Below are 19,383 nucleotides of genomic sequence, written 5' to 3'. Positions count from 1 at the left end.
GCGGGAGGGTAGGGCGCCGCCGGCTCGCGCGAGGCGCTTGGCGCGCCGGCAGAGCAGAGACGCACAGGAGGGGCCCCGCGAGGGGCCCCTCTCGCGTTTTCGGGGGGCTGGGGCCTGGGGCCCGCCGTGCGTCGCCCCGTATTGCTTTTTCTCACTTTCTCTTTCGCGATTTGGGCGCCTGTCGTTCCTATCTAGGCAGCTTTCTACTCGGAACGTACATGGTGACGGTGCTTGACGCTTCTCCTGATCCGTCGGGGGGGGCGTTTCTCCTCGTTGCGCCCCAAACGGGCGCCTTATCCATTCTGCTGTGGCATGTATTTTGGCGAGAGGTATTTGGGACACCACATCAACTGACCTTCTGCACTAGCTTTCTTTTGCTCTCGCATGCCCACCAGTGGAAGGCAATCTTTCCCTCCACCGGCTTTCTCGCTAATCGTTCTCGGATGGGTGCTGGAATTTGTGGCCTATTCTGGGCTCTGGTAAGCCATATGCCGCTCTTTGGCTGCCGTGTGCGATGTTGTACCGCGTCGCTTTTGTCTGCCGTTTCTCGCCATCATGCGCGGTGCCGTGTGTTTTTCGTTGCAACGTAGCTCCCTTTTCCTGTCGCCTATGTGTCATTTGTGAGCAACTTGTGGGACAGGCTCCCTGTGGCATGCACTTTTGTTCTCAGTAATGAGCCTTGAATCGTCCCTCACCCATTTTCGGTCTTTCCCGAGGTGTCGCAGGTCACCTGTGTCTTGTGCGCGGTCGGCCGAGCTTTGTCGTGGTTTCTGTAGCGCTCGCGAGAGAATTTATCCAGTTTGGCGTGCTCTCTCAATACTGAGAGCCTTCTCTTGCCTCATATCGACAGACACACCGCGGCGTTCCTATGCTCCCGACATGTGTCGCGGGCTGGCAGGGGGCCAGCCTTTTGCGCATCGGTGACACATTCTGACCAAGGGGGTAGCGAAATGGATGTCGCTTCAAAAAATAGGCGTGCGCTTGGGCATAGCCACGTAGAACGTACGTCTCTCTTAATGCAAATGAGCGAAGCGGTAACTCGCCAGGGCATGGTGCTGCTTTCGGGGCCGTATGGATACGGTAAAAGCTCTCTTCTTGCTGACTTTGGGGCATTTTGGCACTCGGAGCATTCTTCGAAGCCGTCTTGTCCCGTTCTCGAGCTTTCTCACGGGGCATTCCAGAAGTTCGCACTGACATATCGTGAGGCCCGCCGGGCTAATCATCCAGTGCTTGAGGCGCTGCGGCGTGCATGCAGGTCATACGATGCCTCTCGCTGGGCGGGAGGTTCCAGGGGGCGGCGTGTCCTTTCTACGGTTCGCTTGTTTGAGCAATTGCCTGACGCTTGGGGTGCTCTTCCTCGTGTTATCCGCCCCGACGACGCAACTACGCTGTATCTGTTTATTCACATGGCGCACCTGATTGGCTTGGAACGTATTTCCCAGACCGGCGAAAGTGCTGGCGAGCAAATCGCTTTGTCTGACTCTCTGCTTTTAATGGATGACGTTCCTCTGCTCGAAGCTGGGTGCGGTTGTCCTGCTTTGTATGAGGCGTTGCGCTGGTGGATGGAGCATGGTGTGCGGTGCGCATGCACAGCCTCGGGCAACGCGCGCTCGTTCATGGCGGCATTCCCTGATGCGATATGTATCCCAGCGCGTGACCTCCTCGTTTCTGAAGGTGAATACGATCTCTGGGTCCACGATCTCTGTCTGCACCGGAGTGGCTCTTCGCTGCAGACCGCGCACGGCGTGCCCTTGCTTCTCGATGCTGCCCGTCTCGTCCGAGGGGATGAGGCGCTTGAGGATACCGAGGTCTTTCAGACGCGCGCATCGCGCATTCTCATGCAATGCCTTTCCGATGCTTTGCCTCGGGAAGAGCGTTCGGTGCGTGACGCGCTCGTGTTGTTTGGCTCGGGGACGCTCGAGGATATAGAGAGCGTTTGCGGGGAGAGCGGTGAGCGCGCTGTCCTACGTCTAGCGGATGCGTATCCACATCTCGGCATTTCTGCAGCCGGGTCAACATTTCGCTGCGTTGCTGTGAAGATGAGAGGTGCACAGGGACTTTTTTATCGCATAGTAGAGGAAGGCCGGGGTTTGGCAGCGCGCGTGGTTCGCCGCCTGCTCGAGACAGGCCGTTCGGAACGTGCCGGTGAAATAGCTCGCATGCTTCCTGCGACGGAGCTTGTTGCGGTGATGGCCGATTACCCGCTCGTCTTTGCGGATCTGGGCCTGGGGGAGCTGATGGCGCGAGGTCTGCGATCCGTCGTGCGCCGAGACGAAGGCGGGGCCGTCGCCTCTTCCAAGCTGGAGCGTCTTGACAAGGCGCGCGTGGCTATCTTCGGAGGAGACCGCCTTTTGCCTCGGGCTTGTCGTACTGGTGGGGAAGCGAAGGCCGAGGAAGATTGCATCCTAGATGACTTTGACGTTTGCAGAATGGTGCGGCGCGTGTGGGATCGCGTTGGAGGCGGGGAGGGTGCGGGAGGGGCCCGTCCCTCGCGTGGACGCGGCGAGATGGGCCGCGCCAGAAGGAAGGCTCTGGCGTTAGAGGACTCGTGCGAGCTCCTGGCCCGCGGTGCCGTGCACGGGGACATGCCGTCGCGCCTGCGGGTGCGCGGTGCCATCCTGGAGGGCGCGCACGCGCTCGGCGGACTCGCTGAGCGGGCGCTTCTCCACCACATAGCACTCTGCGACATGTTGTTGGGAGAGTTCGGAGATGCCATCGTCGTGCTGACACCTCATGTCTGCGGCGCGCGTGAAGGGGCGGGGCCAGGCGGCATAAGCGACGACATTCTCACGGCGGATCGCGCACTTGCGCAGATCTTGGCGGAGCGCCCTGAGGCTCTGCTTGGACAGGGCGCTTCCAATGCCGGAGACGCACGTGAGGCCCTCTCTGGCGCGCGAGCTCGCATGGAGCAGCGATCCGCCGCGGCTTTCATTCCCCTTGCGCTGTTGGTGGAGGCGATCGCCCTTGTCGCAGACGGGAGGGAAGGGCAGGCGTGGGGCGCTCTCGAGCGGTGCTTGGCGATGTTCGGGACGCGTGGGAGCGCGCTGGGCCAGATGGGCAGCGCCATCTGCCTCGCGCTGTGCTGTCTGGTGCAGGGAAGATGCGGCCAGGCGCAGGCGTTCGTCTCTCTCGCACGCCAGCTTGCCCGCCGCCTAGAGGCTCGACGTATGCGGGAGCTTTGCGACCTTCTGGGGACGCTTGCCGGGCTCGCCGAAGATTCTCCGCGCGATCAGGACGCGCGCCTTCTCACGGTGACGCTGCTCGAGAATGCGCTGCGACCGCGCGTGTCTGCGCCTCTTATGGTGGAGCATGCCGTGCTGGAGGCGATCTGCGGGGACGCGCAGGAAGCGCGGGATATCTTTGAGGGCATAGCACGGACATCGCGACCGCACGTCATGAGGCTGGCGTGGCTTGCCGCCCGCTGCGCCGGTGCGAAGCGCGAGGCCATTGCGAGCCTTCTGCCAGCCGGGCTTTCCCGGGGGCTCGCCACGGGCAGCCCCGCCGTTGCCGAGACGGCGACGGTGGGCGGTGCGGGCGTGTCGTTCGCGTCGCATGGGGACGGCGCCCCGCTTGTCGTGAGGCTCTTTGGCGGCATGCGCGTGATGCGCAACGGCCATTGCATCGGAGACGAGGAGTGGGGGCGCCAGAAGGCGCGCTGGCTGCTTGCGCACCTGGCGCTCTTTCCCGAGCGGGCACTGACGCGCGAGCGCATCGCGCGCATGCTGTGGCCAGGCATGGGATACGAGACGTCGCGACAGGGCCTCTATGCTGCTCTTACGACGCTGCGCGGCGCGTTGGGCCAAAAGCACGGCGGTCCTGCCTTCATCTTGACTGTCGGAGATGCCGTGCGCCTGAACCTTGAGCTCATCGATGTGGACGTGCTCGCATTTGAGCGGGCGGCGCGCAGCGTGCTCGCGCGGCGTGACGCGATGCCTGCCCATGACGCTCTTGAGGCGTGTTCGCATATCGAGGAGCTCTACGGTGCGGGACTTGACCTTACGGTGGACTGCCTCGGAGAGGAGGGGCGCCTGCGATCCAGTGCACTCGCGCAACTGTACGTCGACTGCATGGCGTACGCGTCCGGCGTCGCGTACAAGGCGGGCAACGCCCAGCTGGCTCTGTGGTTTGCTCGGGCGGGCAAGCGTGCCGATCCTTATCGGGAGGATGTTGGCCTGGCGACGATGCGGGCGCTTGAGGCGCTGTCGTGTCGAGGAGCGGCTGCGGACGAGTACCTGAGGCTGGCAGAGCATCTGCGGGGCGAGCAGGGCATCGAGCCGTCGGAAGAGCTAAACAGCGCCTATCGGCGGATCGTCGGGAAGAACGGTCGCGAGGTCTTTGCTTCGCATGACAAGGATGAGGTTGCTGCGGTGGAGCCTTCGGACGCGCTGGTGCCGTGGGCATGAGCGGTTATTGCGCGCTGCGAGCAAAACTTCTCATTGTGTATAGAAATGTGGGTCGAAGCGGGTAACATATCGCCGACATCAGGTTCGACATATCGGGCGAAGGGAACGGTTGGTGATACAGAACAACACGGTGTGCGCTGTCTCGGGCGCTCGCGCGCAGCATGGGATGGCGCCACGCGAAGACCGTCGCACGGCCCGCACGAGGCGTGCGCTGCGCGACGCGCTTGCTGCGGAGATCCGGGCGTGCGGCGGCCTGGATCGCGTCGCTGTGACGGCCATCGCTGAGCGCGCTGATGTGACGCGGCGCACGTTTTACTCGCACTATCGCGACATAGCTGATCTCGTTGAGCGCAGCGAGGCGGAGCTGTTGGAAGGTTTGGCCGACCACATATTTCGCATCGCGCAGGCAAACTTGGACGATCTGCGTGACAGCCTGTCCCGCCTGGGCCCGTGTCCGGGCTCCGTTGAGCTGCTGGAGTTTGTGCGCGACAACGGTGACTACATGGGTGCCATGCTCGGTCCGGGCGGCGACCCCGCGCTTGTCGAGAAGATAAAGGACATCGCGCGGGAAACGGTGACGGATCGCGCGCTTGACGGCCTGGACGCGCGGGCGCTCGGCCCGTTCTTCGACTACTACCTAACGTTTGTCGTATCGGCCGAGGTCGGCGTCGTGCAACGCTGGCTCGAGGGCGGCATGCGGGAGGGCGTCGACGTCATGGCGCGCATGATGACTGTGCTGGCGTTTGTGCGCCCCGGCGATTTGTATGGGCGCTCCATGGACGTCGATCTGCCGATGTATGGCCAGCTGTTGATGGGGATGCGTCTGAGCGGCGCAGGCGAGAGGGAGAGCAAGCGATGAGCGCTGAGTCCAACGATAAGCAGGCACGCGCCAAGGTCGTGGCGGGCGGCGCCATGGGTGACGCCGAGCGCGCGAGCATTCTCGATGCCTTCGCCGACGCCGTGGTGGGCGCTGGCTGCGGCACGAGCGGTGCGTCTGCCTGCGCGACCGACCCGGAGCTTGCCAGCATGCGCGATCAGGCCCAGAGCGAAAGCGACGCCGAGGCGCAGGCCCAGGCGCGCACGTCCGTCGAGGTGACGCCTGGCGTGGGGCTCGACTGGAGCGGCAAGCACCTGCGCCTGGGCATCGACGTGGGCTCGACGACGGTGAAGCTCGCCGTGCTCGATGACGACGACGCGCTCGTCTACGCCAGTTACCAGCGCCACCACACCGACGTACGTGCGACGGCCAAGGCGCTGTTCCGCGAGGCGCAGCGCGTGTTCGGCGACGCGCCCCTCACGGTGGCCATCACGGGTTCGGGCGGCCTGCTGCTCTCGACGTGGCTCGGCCTGGAGTTCGTCCAGGAGGTCATCGCCTCCAAGACGGCCGTCAAGAAGTTCGCGCCGCAGACGGACGTCGCCATCGAGCTCGGCGGCGAGGACGCGAAGATCATCTACTTCGACAACGGCATCGAGCAGCGCATGAACGGTACGTGCGCCGGCGGCACGGGCGCGTTCATCGACCAGATGGCGAGCCTGCTGCACACGGACGCCTCCGGCCTCAACGACCTCGCGCGCAAGGCGACGACGATCTACCCCATCGCGAGCCGCTGCGGCGTGTTCGCCAAGACCGACGTCCAGCCGCTGCTCAACGAGGGCGCCCAACCCGCTGACGTTGCGGCTTCCATCTTCCAGTCCGTCGTGACGCAGACGATCTCCGGCCTGGCGTGCGGCCGTCCCATCCGCGGCTACGTCGCCTTCCTCGGTGGCCCGCTGCAGTACCTCTCCGAGCTGCGCAAGCGCTTCCGCATCACGCTCGAGCTCGACGACGAGCACATGATCTGCCCCACGAACGCCCACCTCTTCGTGGCGAGCGGCGCCGCCATGGCGTCGGTCAGCGGCAAGCAGGTGACGTTCGCGCAGGTCATCGACGAGCTCGAGAACCTGGGTGACATCCAGGGCTCCGAGGTGCAGCGCCTTGCTCCGCTGTTCCCGACGCCGGCCGACCGCGCCGAGTTCGACGAGCGCCACGACGCGCAGGTCGTGCCTCGCGGCGACCTGGCCCATTACCGCGGCCGCGTGTTCATCGGCATCGACGCCGGCTCCACGACGATGAAGGGCGCCGTCATCGGCGAGGACGGCGAGCTGCTGCGCACGTGGTACGGCAATAACCGCGGCGACGTGCTCGGCTGTGCCCGCTCCCTCATGGACGACTTCTACCACGCCATTCCCGAGGGCTGCACCATCGGCCACGTCACGTGCACGGGTTACGGCGAGGGCCTGCTCATCGAGGCTCTGCACGCCGACTCCGGCGAGATCGAGACCGTCGCTCACCTGCGCAGCGCCAACGAGGTACTGCCGGGCGTGGAGTTCATTCTCGACGTCGGCGGCCAGGACATGAAGTGCCTGCGCGTCAAGGACGGCGTCATCGAGCACATCATGCTCAACGAGGCTTGCTCGTCGGGCTGCGGCTCGTTCATCTCGAGCTTCGCAGACTCCATGGGCATGACGGTACAGGAGTTCGCCGGGGCAGCGCTCACGGCGAAGCATCCCGTCGACCTGGGCAGCCGCTGCACGGTGTTCATGAACTCGCGCGTGAAGCAGGCGCAGAAGGAGGGCGCGACCGTCGGCGACATCTCGGCCGGTCTGAGCTACTCCGTCATGAAGAACGCCCTGTTCAAGGTCATCAAGATCCGCGACCCCAAGGAGATCGGCGACAAGGTCATCGTCCAAGGCGGCACGTTCCTGAACGACGCCGTGCTGCGTGCATTCGAGAACCTCACGGGCAAGCATGCCTACCGTCCGGACATCGCCGGCTGCATGGGCTGCTACGGCGCGGCCCTGCTCGCGCGCGACAGGGCGGGCGCCGAGGGGACCTCGACGGTGCTCTCGCGCGAGGAGATCGACAACCTGCAGGTCAAGCAGCACAGCGCGCGCTGCGGCATCTGCTCGAACAACTGCCTGCTCACGATCAGCGACTTCGGCGGCGGGCGGCGCTTCGTGACGGGCAACCGCTGCGAGCGCGGCGCGGGCAAGCGCAAGGCCGGCGCCACCGAGGCTCCCAACCTGTTCAAGTACAAGAACGAGCGTTTGTTTGGCTACGAGCCGCTGGCTGCCGACAAGGCGACGCGCGGCACGGTGGGCATCCCGCGCGCGCTCAACATGTACGAGGACTACCCGTTCTGGTTCACGCTCTTCACGAAGCTCGGCTTCCGTGTGGAGCTGTCGGCCCCTTCGACGAAGAAGACGTACGAGGCCGGTATCGAGTCTATGCCCTCCGAGAGCGTGTGCTACCCGGCGAAGCTGAGCCACGGCCACGTCATGGACCTCATCGAGCGCGACGTCGACTTCATCTGGATGCCGAGCGTGCGCTGGGAGCGCAAGGAGGACCCGTCGGCTGGCAACGCCTACAACTGTCCTATCGTCATGAGCTACCCGACGGCGCTCAAGCTCAACATCGACGAGCTCGCGCAAAAGCACATCGAGTTCATGAACCCGTTCGTGCCCTACCACGACGCCAAGGAGCTCAAGCGCCGTATGTTTGAGCTGCTCGACCGTGATCGCTTTGCCGATGCGGCGAAGGGTATTGGCCGCTTCACGGGTCCGCGCCTGACGCAGGCCGAGATTGACGCCGCTGTCGACGCCGCCTGGGCCGAGTCCGAGGCGTTCCGGGCCGATATGCAGCGTGCCGGTGAAGAGGCCTTGGCGTGGATCGAGCAGAACCACGCTCACGGCATCGTGCTGGCGGGCCGTCCGTACCACAACGACCGCGAGATCAATCACGCCATTCCTGAGCTCGTGAACTCGTTCGGCTTTGCGGTGCTCACCGAGGACAGCGTGAGCCACCTCATGCGTCCCGAGCGCCCCATCCGCGTTGTCGACCAGTGGATGTACCACTCGCGACTCTACGCGGCGGCGCGCTACGTCACGACGCGCAACGACCTCGACCTCATCCAGCTCAACTCGTTCGGCTGCGGCCTGGACGCGCTGACGACGGACCAGGTGCAGGAGATTCTCGAGGCGAGCGGCAAGATTTACACGGTGCTTAAGATCGACGAGGTGTCGAACCTCGGAGCGGCGCGCATCCGCATCCGCTCGCTTATCGCGGCGCTCAAGGATAAGCGGGCTGAGCTCGAGCGTCAGGCGCGTGCGGAGGCCGAGGCGGCGGGGAAGGATCCCGCGACGGCTGTCGTGCCCGTGCGCCGTGCGTCCGTGTCGGCGGCGTTCCCCAAGGTGGAGTTCACCAAGGAGATGTTCGACGCCGGCTATACGATCCTCTGCCCGCAGATGGCGCCCATCCACTTTGACCTCGTGGCGCCGGTGCTGCGCGCGGCCGGTTACAACCTCGTGCTGCTGCCGAGCGTTGACCACGGCGCCGTTGAGGCGGGCCTCAAGTACGTCAACAACGACATCTGCTACCCGTCCATTCTCGTGACCGGTCAGATCATGGAGGCGGTTGAGTCAGGCAAGTACGACCTGTCCAAGACGGCCGTCATCATCACGCAGACGGGTGGCGGTTGCCGTGCGACGAACTACATCGCGCTCATCCGCAAGGCGCTGCGCGACGCCGGGCACCCCGAGATCCCCGTCATCAGCCTGGCCGTCGCCAAGCTCGACGAGAGCAACTCCGGCTTCAACATCGCGCCGAAGACGCTGCTGAGCGCGTTCTATGCCCTGATTTTCGGCGATGCCATCATGCAGATGCTCTATCGCACGCGCCCCTATGAGGCCAAGCCGGGCTCAGCTAACGCGCTGTTCGAGAAGTGGATGGCGAAGGCGCGCGTCGAGGCGCCGAGCTTCACGCGTGGCTCCATGACGAGACTGGCAAAGCAGTGCGTGCGCGAGTTTGACGAGCTGCCGCTCAAAAACGACCGCTCCAAGCCGCGCGTCGGCGTCGTGGGCGAAATCCTCGTTAAGTTCCACCCGACGGCGAACAACCAGGTCGTCAATGTCATCGAGAACGAAGGCTGCGAGGCCGTCGTCCCGGGGCTCGTCGACTTCTTCCAGTTCGGCTTTGCAGGCAAGCACCTACAGCGCGAGGAACTCGGCGCCCCGCTGTCCAAGGTGCTCGGCCACGACGCGGGCATCAAGCTCATCGACTGGATGCGCGCGCCCATCGACCGGCTGTTCGCGAAATCGAAGCGCTTCACGCCGTCGACGCCGATCTTCGAGCTGGCCGAGAAAGCGAGCACCATCCTGTCGCTGTGCAACAACATGGGTGAGGGCTGGTTGCTCACGGCTGAGATGGTCGAGCTCATCGAGGCCGGCGCACCCAACATCGTGTGCGCTCAGCCGTTCGCGTGCCTGCCGAACCACGTCGTGGGCAAGGCGACGATCAAGGAACTGCGTCGCCAGCACCCAGGCAGCAACATCGTGGCCGTGGACTACGACCCGGGTGCCTCTGAGGTTAACCAGCTCAACCGCATCAAGCTGATGATCAGCGTCGCCAAAGAGAACTTCGCCCGCGAGCACCCCGAGTGGGCGGCGCTCAACGGCGTGAACATCGAGCGCCTGCGCGCGGAGGACGCGGCGAGCCAGCGCACCGCCATCGGCGCCACGGCGTAGCGAGCCGGAGCAGACACAGGGCGGCCCCGACCGGCGTGGATGCCGATCGGGGCCGCTTTGCATTCTCGTACGTGCGCCCGTATGGCGTGGGGTGTCGTCGGACTCGGGAACGCGCTCCCGGGCCCTGGACGGCCGATAGACTTTAGGCCTCGCTGTCCTTTCTGCGGGAGCGCGCGATGAGAGCGGCGCCGGCGCCGGCGAGGGCCACGCCGCCTGCGGCGATGCCGATCGCGACAGCGGGACTTAGCGACTCGTCGCCGGTCTTGGGGAGCTGCTCCTTCTTGGGCTCATCCTTCTTGTTATCGCCCGGTGTGGGCCTGTCGGGCTGGGGTTCCTTGTCGCCCTCGTCGGGTTTGGCTGGCTGCTCCGGGGCGGCCTTGACCGCTGCCGTCACCGTGGCGTCGCCGCCTGCTGCGTAGTTAGTCGCGCCGTCAAGGACGCGGGCCGTCGCCGTCAGCGTTGCGCCCGCTGCGTCGTTGCCGGCTGTGAACGTGGCGACGTACGTGTGGCCTTCCTTTGTGATAACGCCGTCGCCCGTGGCGCCGTCAACCGCGATGGACATCTGCTCGGGGGTGGGCAGGCCCATGCCGTCGGGGTCGCTTGCGGGCGCGCCCATCGTGACACCGACCTGGAACGCTTCCCCTGCCGTGACCTGCGAGGGCATGCTGATGGAGAGCCTGGGCTCGGCCTTCTCGATCGTAAAGCTCACGTCGCTTGCGCGAATGAGCCCATCCTCGTCGGTGATGGCGTCGAGCTCTTCCCACAGCTGGTCGGCATTGTCTCCGGAGACGGCCAGCTCGGAGCGCGGGATGACGACTTCGGCGTACGTGCCGGCGTCGGCCGAGCTGACCTGTGCGACGCCGGAGATGCGCCCGGCGTCCCCGAGCGTGGTGCCGGGGATGCCTGCGAGCACGACGTCGGAGAACGTCGCCGTGCCGTCGTAGACCTTTGCCTGCGGCGCGATGATGACGCCCGTGTCGAACACCAGGCTGTTCATTGCGCTGTGGAGATCCTTGACGATGAGGTCGATTTTCGGCTGGAATGCGCCGCTGAGCCTGGCGAGCCCTGCGTTGATGGCGTCGACGTCCTCGGGCGCTTCGGGCATGACGAAAAGCCCCTCGCTAAGCCCGGACAGCATGTCCAGATTCGTGAGATACACATCCCTCAGGGCTTCGCGCGACTCGGCGGTGAAATCTGTGCCGTCCTGGCCGTAGATGAGCTCGACGGCTTGCGCGACGGCCTCCTGCAGCGCAGAGACGTCCGCTACGGCGACAGGCACAGAGGCGGTGACGATGCCGTCTGAGGTGTGGGCGTCGCCGAGCATGGTGGCCTCGATCTCGATCGCCGAGCCTAAGGGCGCGTCGTCGGGCACGTTGAACGATACGAGGTAGCCGACCTCGCCGGTATTGGGGTCGGCGATACGAATCGGACCGTCGGAGTCGTCCGCGTAGGGCAGGGGATTTTCTTCGTCGATGGCGGCGAGGATGACGATATTGTCCTTGGCGAGAGGTAGCTCCTCGTCGTCACCGAGGCCCCTCACCTTGACGTAGACGTCGAGGACGCCACCGGGGGCGACGCCGCCCGGCCGCGTCACGATGTCCAACGTGACGTGGGTTTTCGGCACGAGCTCGTCGATGAGGTGCTGGAGCGTCCAGGTGTAGAGGTCGACGATGTCCTGGTCCTCGGCGGGAAGATTGAGGAACATCTCGTCGCCGTCGAGGCCGGCAATGTACTCGAGCAGCTCGTCGGCGCCGGGCGACTGGTAGTCAAGCAGGAGCTGATCCTCGTCGATGGAGTTACGCACCTCGAAGTAGGCCGTGTAGTCCGCCAGCTGGGCCCGGTGCAGTGTCGTGATGTCGAGTGCGGTGCTCTCGGCGTGGGTGTCCGTCTCACTGATGAGGACGGAAATTTCGAGGTATGAGCCGACGGGGACACCGTCCGTCACGAGGAACTCGCGGGAGAACGTGGCGCCGTCCTGTGCTACGGGGCCGATCGGTTCGAGGCCGGCGCTTCCGGGTAGGGAGACGTCGGCGAGGCCGGGCAGCTCGTCGGGGTTGTCGGCGTCGAGCGTCACGCTGACGGTGACGGTCTGCCCTGCGAACACGGCGCCGCCCTCCTCGGTGGGACTGGCGGTTATGTGCAGATTCTCACCCTGCAGCCAGGCCGGCTTCTCGGCTGTGTCCGCAGTGGGCGCGGCGGGTTCGCTGTTCACCTCCGGGCTGGAGGTTTCAGGCGCAATTGGGGCGTCGTCGGCCGCGTGCTCGACCGCGGGCTGTCCCGGCACCACGGTCTGGGTGGCGGTGGCTGGGGCGGCCAAATCCCCGGTGACGGGTTCGCTGGCTAGCGCAGGCGTGAGCGCGACCGTCAACGCCAGCGCGCCGCCCAGCGCGGCCCCGCACACCAGCCGGCGGTGTAGCTGCCCGAGGCCGTCGTACGTGCTCTTCGTGCGAGTCATGAGGACCCTCCTTTGTCGGTGCACGCACATGCGAGATGCCCAGGTGCGGCCGAGAGAGGAGGCACCGGGGCCTGAATCTCAACTTCAATTGTATAGAGATTCGATGAAACTAAGCATATCGGACTATCAAATACGCCTGAAATTGTTCTTCAGAGGAACGAATGCCTTTCCCTGCGGAACGCACGCCGCGACCCGTTGGGCGCCTGGGCGCCATGCCATGCCTTTTGGCCTCTTCGTTTTGTCCTCCGAATGAGAGCGAACCTTCGTGTGACGATGGCGCGGCGAGGGTGGCGGAACGTGCCGCTCACCTGGAAATCGCGGGCGGATACGAAACTTTCTGGAAACGTAGGACCTTCGCTTCGATGGCGCTGCGGTAAGCTGGGCTCGATCGATTCCGAGAGGGGCGCTGCCGCGTGGCTTTGGCGAGCGTGGCCCTCCTCCTTGACTCTGCTTGCGATCGGCCGCTGGCATGCGGCCAGGAAAGGTGTGGCGATGTCCGACGCGAAGTGCGGCACGTGCTCGACGACGACCGCGTGCGAAGCGGCTACCTGCGGCGACTCCACAAATGACGGCGCTTCGACCTCTTCCCAGCCCGGGGCGGTCGCCTTCATCGAGGCCTGCGGCGTTGTATGCGCTCCGGAACGGGCCCACCTTGACCTCTCGTCGGCCCGTCTCGTCGAGGCATCCGTCGAGTGCCACGACGGCACGCTGACGTCCACCGGCTCGCTTGCCGTTACGACGGGCACGTACACCGGTCGCGCTCCGCAGAACCGCTTCATCGTCGATACGCCCACCGTTCACGAGCGCATCGCCTGGGGCAAGGTCAACGCCCCCATCTCGTCCGAGCATTACGAGCGCATCCTCGCAGGCGTGCGTTCCTACCTGGGCGAGCGCGACGTCTACGCCGTGCGTGCCATGGCTGGTGCCGATCGCGCCCACGCGCGCCGTTTCGCCGTGCTGGCCGAGATGCCCCACCAAGCCCTGTTCGCACGCCAGATGCTCGTGCGCCCCACTGCCGAGGAGCTTGAGACCTACGAGCCGGACTTCGTTGTCTACGCCGTGCCAGGCTATGCGTGCGACCCCACGACGGATGGCACGAACACGGCGTCGGCCGTCGTCATCAACCTGGAAGAGCACGTCATCATCGTGGCCGGCACCGGCTATTCCGGCGAGATTAAGAAGTCCATCTTCTCTACGATGAACTACCTGCTGCCCGTCGAGGACAACGTGCTGTCCATGCACTGCTCGGCCAATATGGATCCCGAGACCGGCGACACGGCCGTGTTCTTTGGCCTGTCGGGCACGGGCAAGACGACGCTGTCGGCCGATCCTACGCGCCGACTCATCGGTGACGACGAGCATGGCTGGTCCGACGAGGGCGTCTTCAACATCGAGGGCGGCTGCTACGCCAAGTGCATCAACCTCTCGGCCGAGCGCGAGCCCGACATCTTCCGAGCCATCCGCTTCGGCAGCGTGACGGAGAACGTCATCCTCGACGCCGAGTCGCGCGTGGCCGACTACGACGACACGCGCATTACGGAGAACACGCGCGTCGCCTACCCCATCGAGCACATCGACAACTGCGTGCCGGCCGGCACGGGCGGCCTGCCGCGCGTCGTTGTCTTCCTGACGGCCGACGCGTTCGGCGTGCTGCCTCCCATCTCGCGCCTGTCCGAGACGGCGGCCATGTATCACTTCATGACGGGATTCACCTCGAAGGTCGCCGGCACGGAGCAGGGCATCGTCGAGCCGGTTCCGACGTTCTCCGCCCTGTTCGGAGAGCCGTTCATGCCGCTTGATCCGCTGACGTACGCCGAGATGCTCAAGGAGCGCATCGCGCGCGACGACGCCCGCGTCTACCTCGTGAACACGGGCTGGACAGGCGGCGGCTACGGCGTTGGGCACCGCATGGCGCTGTCTGCGACCCGCGCCATGGTGCGTGCGGCGCTTTCTGGCGAGCTCGAGCAGGCGCAGTTTGTGCGCGACGAGCGCTTCGGCGTCGACGTGCCGACGAGCTGCCCGGGTGTCGACGCCTCCGTGCTCGACGCGCGCGGCACGTGGGCGTCGGCGAGGGCCTATGACGAAGCCGCCGACAAGCTGGCCCGCATGTTCGAGGGCAACTTTGCACGCCGCTACCCGCATGCGCCTGTTGAGGTCGCCGCGGCTGGCCCGCACCCGCTCGCCGGCGAGCCCGAGCAGGGCGACGCAGTGACAAGTGCGAGCGTCGAGCCGATGTGTGACGTCCACTCCGAGGCTGGCGCACGCCCGAAGAGCCCGGCCATCTAGCGGGATGAGGCTCCCGGGTCGCCTGGGCGCGTGCACATCCGCGTCGAATGCGGGCTGACGGAGGCCTCCTCGCGACAGGTTGAAGGCTTTGGCCTGCAAACCCCCAGGTTACTTGAGGGTTTGCAGGCCTTCTTTTTGCGGAGACATCCGAGTCGGCCCACACTCGACGCAGTGGGGGCCGGAAGCTCGTCCGCTCGCGGTGCCTCACGGCCGGTTGCGCCGAGAGAGCTGGACGCTCCCGACGAGGCCGTAGATGAGGGCCGTCAGGGCGTAGAGGGGTAGGTTGACTATCGTCGCGATGCGCGTTGCCGTCTTGGCGAACTCGATCCACGATGCGGGACCGCTGCCGCTTGCGAGGTACGTGTCGACAAACAGGACAACGCCGATGCAGGCCAAGCCCCACAGATACGCCTTGACCGTGCCCGCGAAGAACCTCTGTCCGTCGTGGCCGTCGCCCTGCGGAGACTGAACGTTTGCGAGCAGCGTTCCTGTGCAGATGGCAAGCGTGACCCAGGGGCGCCAGTCGGAGTTGAGGGCGTCCCTCGTTCCCGTGATGTACTCGGGCGGCATGTACGGGATGCTCCAGACGAGAACGGCGAGAACTAGAAGACCGAGCAGGGCGGTGAGGTTGCACCCGCGTGCCGGCTTGGCCATCCAGTTGTGGACGACGTGGGCGACTGGGCGGAACTTTCGTCTCGCGGCGACTTGCACTTGCCGCGCCGCTGAGCGCGCTCCGGCGATCTGCTGCGCAAAGGGGCCGGCGGCGGAGCCTCTTGCGGCCTGCCTCCTCGTCCGACAGGTGCTTGCGGAGGGGGCCGAGGATGAGCCGAGCCTGCCCTGGGGTGTCATTCTGGGCGCAGTGGGGTTAGGGATGGCGAACTGGCTTCCCGTGTGCCCGCTCGCGTTCGAGCCCGTTGGCCTGATCTTTCCCATGCCCTGCGCGACGTCGCACCGGGGGCACATGCAGCCGATTGGGTGCTCGGCGCCGCAAGCGGGGCACGGCTCGAGCGTCTGGAGCGCCGTGCGTAGCTCGGCTGCCCAGGCGCGGGCGGACGGGCGCTCGCTGGGGTGGGCATGGCCGCGTACGAACGCCCGCTTGAACAGGGCGCGGATCGCGGGCGGCAGGCAGGCGACGTCCGGCGCATACACGGGCGTCGTGAGTCCCGAGCGGCGCGAGAAGAATGGGCTGAAGCCGCTCTTGATGTTGTCGACGGGTTGGGGACAGCTGCGCGCTGCCGAGCTCCCGAACATGCTGTTCGCTGCGGCACAAGCGAATGGGTGACAGCCGTTCTCGAGCAGGGCGAACACGTGCACGGCCAGCGCAAACAGGTCAGTTTGCTGGCTGTAGGGCGAGGGATTCAGCGTCTCGAGCGACGCGCCTGCCGGGGCGTGCGCCAGGGCGGCGTGCACTTCGGGCGCCAGGTAGTCGGGCTTTCCGACGCCACAGCGATAAACGGTGCCCGACGTGTCCGTGATGTGGAACGAGTCGCAGTCGATGAGCGTGACCGTCCACGTCTTCTCGTCCACGAGGGCGTTATCGGGATTGAAGTCGCCGATGACCTGGCCGAGGTCGTGCACGCAGGCGACGGCCGCGGCCAGGTTGTATGCGAGCGTCAGCTGTCGGGCGTACGTCGCCGAGGCGCCGCCGGGCCCGCCGATGCCCGTCGGACTGGCGACGTAGTACTCGTTGAGGTGGTGCGAGGCCACGACCTGGGGCATGACGTATCCGGTGAAGTGCCCGTCGCGCTGGGCGATGTCGAGGGGCCAGGCGAGCTGGGCGCGTGCCGCCGCCGGAGGCCGGCGTGCGACCATGGCGCTGAGCTTGGCACGGCGCTGGGCGTCGGCACGCCCTGCGGCGAACTCCTTGACGACGAGGCGCGTGTCTCCGGGGCGTGGGCGGTTGAGCGTCGCTGAGCCGGCGCGCATGACGCCCTCCACCGCGTAGACGCTGCCTTCGCCGCCGCGTCCGAGCGGCTTGTCCTGCGTCTGGTACGTGATGCCGCTCACGCCGGTGAACTTCATGGACGCGCCTCCTCGACGGTGTCGCTCGTGGGATCTGATAGCGGGCGGGCATCCCACCCTGTGCGGACTACGGCCGGGGGAGATGCGAAAGTGGGGTCTTCTGTGATGGGGCCGAGGGCCGGGCGCCGGGCGTGGCGTGCGTCTCTCTTTGAGCGGCTCCAAGCGAGGGGTAGAGTGCCGTCTGCCAGGCAACGGTCAGCGCGTCCCAGTCTGGCTCGCGATAGGGGTGCGCCGAGGTGGCGAGCGGCACGTCGGGGTTGGCGATGACGGCGATCGTGCGGTCGTCGCGCACGGCGCGCACGAAGCGCTCGCCGACGCCGGCAGCGCGCATGCGGGCGAGCTCGCGGGCGGTGTCGGCGTCGCCTTCGGTGCCGAGGAGGGCCGAGACTCGGTCGTAGTAGACGTCGACGGGCGACCCCGTCTCGCCGGCAACGAAGCGCGCGAACGCCTCGAAGGCTGCGGGGTCGACGCCGTACGACGTGAGCGTGCTGTCGTCCTCGGGTTCGGATGCCCCACTCGGGACGTCTGGAGTCGCGGGGGCCTCTGAGAAGGCGGCTGCGTCGCCGGCCTGTGCCGCATCGAGGGGAGCTTGCGTGGCTTCGCGCGCTGGCATCGCGGGGGTGGCCGCGTCGCCCGGGCGCGTTTCCTCGACGGATGTTTGCGGGGCGCAGGGGCTCGCCTCGACGAGGGCATGCCCTGCATCGGCGCGCGCCTCGAGCCCTCGCGGGTCGGCGAAGAAGCGCACGAGCGGCGTATAGATGGTCGGGTCGTCGACGTCTTCGCCCGCGTGCGTGCCGCCTCCCGGCTGCAGCCTTCCTGCGAGCGCGCCGAGCCCTGCGCTCACCTTGGCGCCCACTCCCGCCCTGGCGTGCACCTGGCGCTGGGAGCCGGCAAACGCTAGCAGGCTCGGCTTGAGCGCTGCGCGCATGCCGTCGGTCGCGAACAGCAGGGCGGCGACGTCGTGTGGGTACGTCCCTATCTCCCAGCCCGTGTAGCCACCGCTCAGCGGGATGACCGTTTCGCCGTCGGGGCCGTGCTGGGGCGTCGTGACCTCGACGATGCCCCCATCGCAGCGCAGCGCGAACAGGCCACCATCGCCGGCGTGCCCGTAGATGACGCGCGCCCCGTCGTAGATGGCCAGCGTCAACGTCGTGTCGTAGCGCTCCGCGGGCTCATCGTCGGCGAGGGCGCGGCGCAGCACCTGCTTGAGGGCGTAGTTCATGGCGGTGCGCACCATGGAGTACGTGCTCGTGAGATCGCGATCGGGCGGCAGGCAGCGCGCGCAGAACAGCGCGGCCTCGCGAGCGGCGATGTGTGCGCCGATCTCGGCGTGGGCGGCGCTTCCCACGCCGTCGGCGCCGGCGAGGATCCACGTGCCCTCCTCCTGGGCAGGCAGGATGTAGTGACTGTCCTGACAGGGCAGGCCGCGCTCGATGTGGGAGCGCCCCGCCTGGGAGATGCCGTATGCGATCATGAGAGGTCCTTTCTCGGAACAGGGACACGGGGTGTGGAGGGCGCCGAACCAGCTGGGGGCTGGTGCCCAGGAAGGACCTACCAGCTGCTCGGAGGCAGCGTCGCGTTCGCGGGCAGGGCGGGGAGCTGCGGGTTTGCGCCAGGCATGCTCGACGACATCACGGACATGGACTCAGAGAGCCAGTGGAAGATGCCGGTGAAGTCGGTGTTGGACAGCTGCATGTAGCGCTTCTCGACCTTCGTGAGCCGGCGCAGCGTCGCCTCGTCGTGGCCGGGCGTGCCCAACGCGAAGAACTTGAGGTGCGTGTGCAAACCGCGGCCCTCTTCTTCGGCGATGCGCCGCTCGGCGTCCGCGATGTCGTCGGTGGGGCAGCCGTCGGTCATCATCATGATCCAGGGGCGGTGGCTGGGCGTGCCGAGGCTGCGATAGAGCTCCGTGCGCTGCTCGACGAGGTCGATGGCGCGGTTGATGCCGGCGCCCATCGCGGTGAGGCCGCTCGCCTGCAGAGTCGGCGGCTGGAAGTGAGGCAGCGGGACGAAGTCTTGCACGACGTCGACGTCCGAGCCGAATGTGACGACGGCCACGTCGACGCTGCGCTGTGCCTGCGCGTCGCTGGCGAGGTCCTTCTTGAAGCGAACGAGGGCGCGGTTCAGGTTGTCGAGCGGATCGCCTGCCATGCTGCCGGACACGTCGAGAAGCAGCACGAGGGCGAGGTGCGCCTCGTTGATGGCTTCGGGCATGCGGTCGCGCTGGATCTGCTCGAGCGGCGTCGTCTCGTAGATGGCGTCTTCATATGCGCTCATGGGGGAACTCCCTTCGCTGGTGGACGTTGTGGCCACTATCGGGTCTTTCCCGTCCGCCGGCGAGTGCGCAGGGGATGCGCCTCTGGTGCATCGAGGGTGCGCGCGAGGTTCAACATCATGTCTGAGCTGCGGAATCGATAGTGTCGCTCTTTGGGGAGGACCTCGTTGCGAGCCCCGTCGCCCACGTCACGGCAGGGCTTGAGTGGGACTTAGATTGCCTGCGTGTATACAAGTGCCGCCCGTCTGTCCGTTGCAAATGCAACGGACAGACGAATCGGGGAGCCATAGAGTGGGCTATGTAACAGACTAGAAACAAGCTGACTTTTTTCCTAGGTAATAGTGTCCACAGGGACACGGTGCTCGCGTGCAGGGGGCGTT

8 protein-coding genes are annotated in these 19,383 nt (G+C 66.1%); 4 read left to right on the top strand and 4 right to left on the bottom strand.

Annotated features, from left to right (window positions below; all coding sequences use genetic code 11):
* Positions 1-2,159 precede the first annotated feature (2,159 nt).
* The 3 genes from KHZ24_06205 to KHZ24_06195 all read left to right on the top strand — a co-directional run bounded on the left by KHZ24_06205 (position 2,160) and on the right by KHZ24_06195 (position 9,965).
* On the top strand, positions 2,160-4,403 hold the full coding sequence (locus KHZ24_06205; protein MBS5450791.1) for a hypothetical protein: 2,244 nt from the start codon (positions 2,160-2,162) through the stop codon (positions 4,401-4,403).
* Positions 4,404-4,569: 166 nt separating this feature from the next.
* Positions 4,570-5,262: a TetR/AcrR family transcriptional regulator gene (locus KHZ24_06200; GenBank protein ID MBS5450790.1), complete on the top strand. Its 693-nt coding sequence runs from the start codon at positions 4,570-4,572 to the stop codon at positions 5,260-5,262.
* Positions 5,263-5,315: 53 nt separating this feature from the next.
* Positions 5,316-9,965 (top strand): 2-hydroxyacyl-CoA dehydratase, encoded by a 4,650-nt coding sequence (locus KHZ24_06195; GenBank protein ID MBS5450789.1) that lies wholly within the window; start codon positions 5,316-5,318, stop codon positions 9,963-9,965.
* Between the two features lie 142 nt (positions 9,966-10,107).
* Here the strand turns inward: KHZ24_06195 and KHZ24_06190 are convergent, their stop codons facing one another.
* The gene (locus tag KHZ24_06190) at positions 10,108-12,420 is read right to left on the bottom strand and encodes an LPXTG cell wall anchor domain-containing protein (protein MBS5450788.1); all 2,313 of its coding nucleotides are present in this window, start codon (positions 12,418-12,420) and stop codon (positions 10,108-10,110) included.
* A gap of 492 nt (positions 12,421-12,912) precedes the next feature.
* Between KHZ24_06190 and pckA the strand changes: the two genes are divergently transcribed.
* Positions 12,913-14,706 (top strand): phosphoenolpyruvate carboxykinase (ATP), encoded by a 1,794-nt coding sequence (pckA, locus tag KHZ24_06185; protein MBS5450787.1) that lies wholly within the window; start codon positions 12,913-12,915, stop codon positions 14,704-14,706.
* Between the two features lie 204 nt (positions 14,707-14,910).
* On the opposite strand, the gene KHZ24_06180 is transcribed toward pckA, so the two are convergent.
* The 3 genes from KHZ24_06180 to KHZ24_06170 form a co-directional block, all read right to left on the bottom strand.
* Positions 14,911-16,728 carry a hypothetical protein gene (locus tag KHZ24_06180; protein MBS5450786.1) on the bottom strand — a complete coding sequence of 606 codons (1,818 nt, stop codon included), beginning with the start codon at positions 16,726-16,728 and terminating at the stop codon, positions 14,911-14,913.
* Between the two features lie 67 nt (positions 16,729-16,795).
* Complete coding sequence (locus KHZ24_06175; protein ID MBS5450785.1) at positions 16,796-18,202, bottom strand: protein phosphatase 2C domain-containing protein; 1,407 nt, start codon at positions 18,200-18,202, stop codon at positions 16,796-16,798.
* Between the two features lie 77 nt (positions 18,203-18,279).
* Positions 18,280-19,005, bottom strand: coding sequence for a VWA domain-containing protein (locus KHZ24_06170; GenBank protein MBS5450784.1), 726 nt, complete (start codon positions 19,003-19,005; stop codon positions 18,280-18,282).
* Positions 19,006-19,383: the final 378 nt, after the last annotated feature.

The organism is Coriobacteriia bacterium (assembly GCA_018368455.1).
Lineage (GTDB): Bacteria > Actinomycetota > Coriobacteriia > Coriobacteriales > UMGS124 > JAGZEG01.
This window is presented reverse-complemented; position numbering and strand designations above follow the sequence as displayed.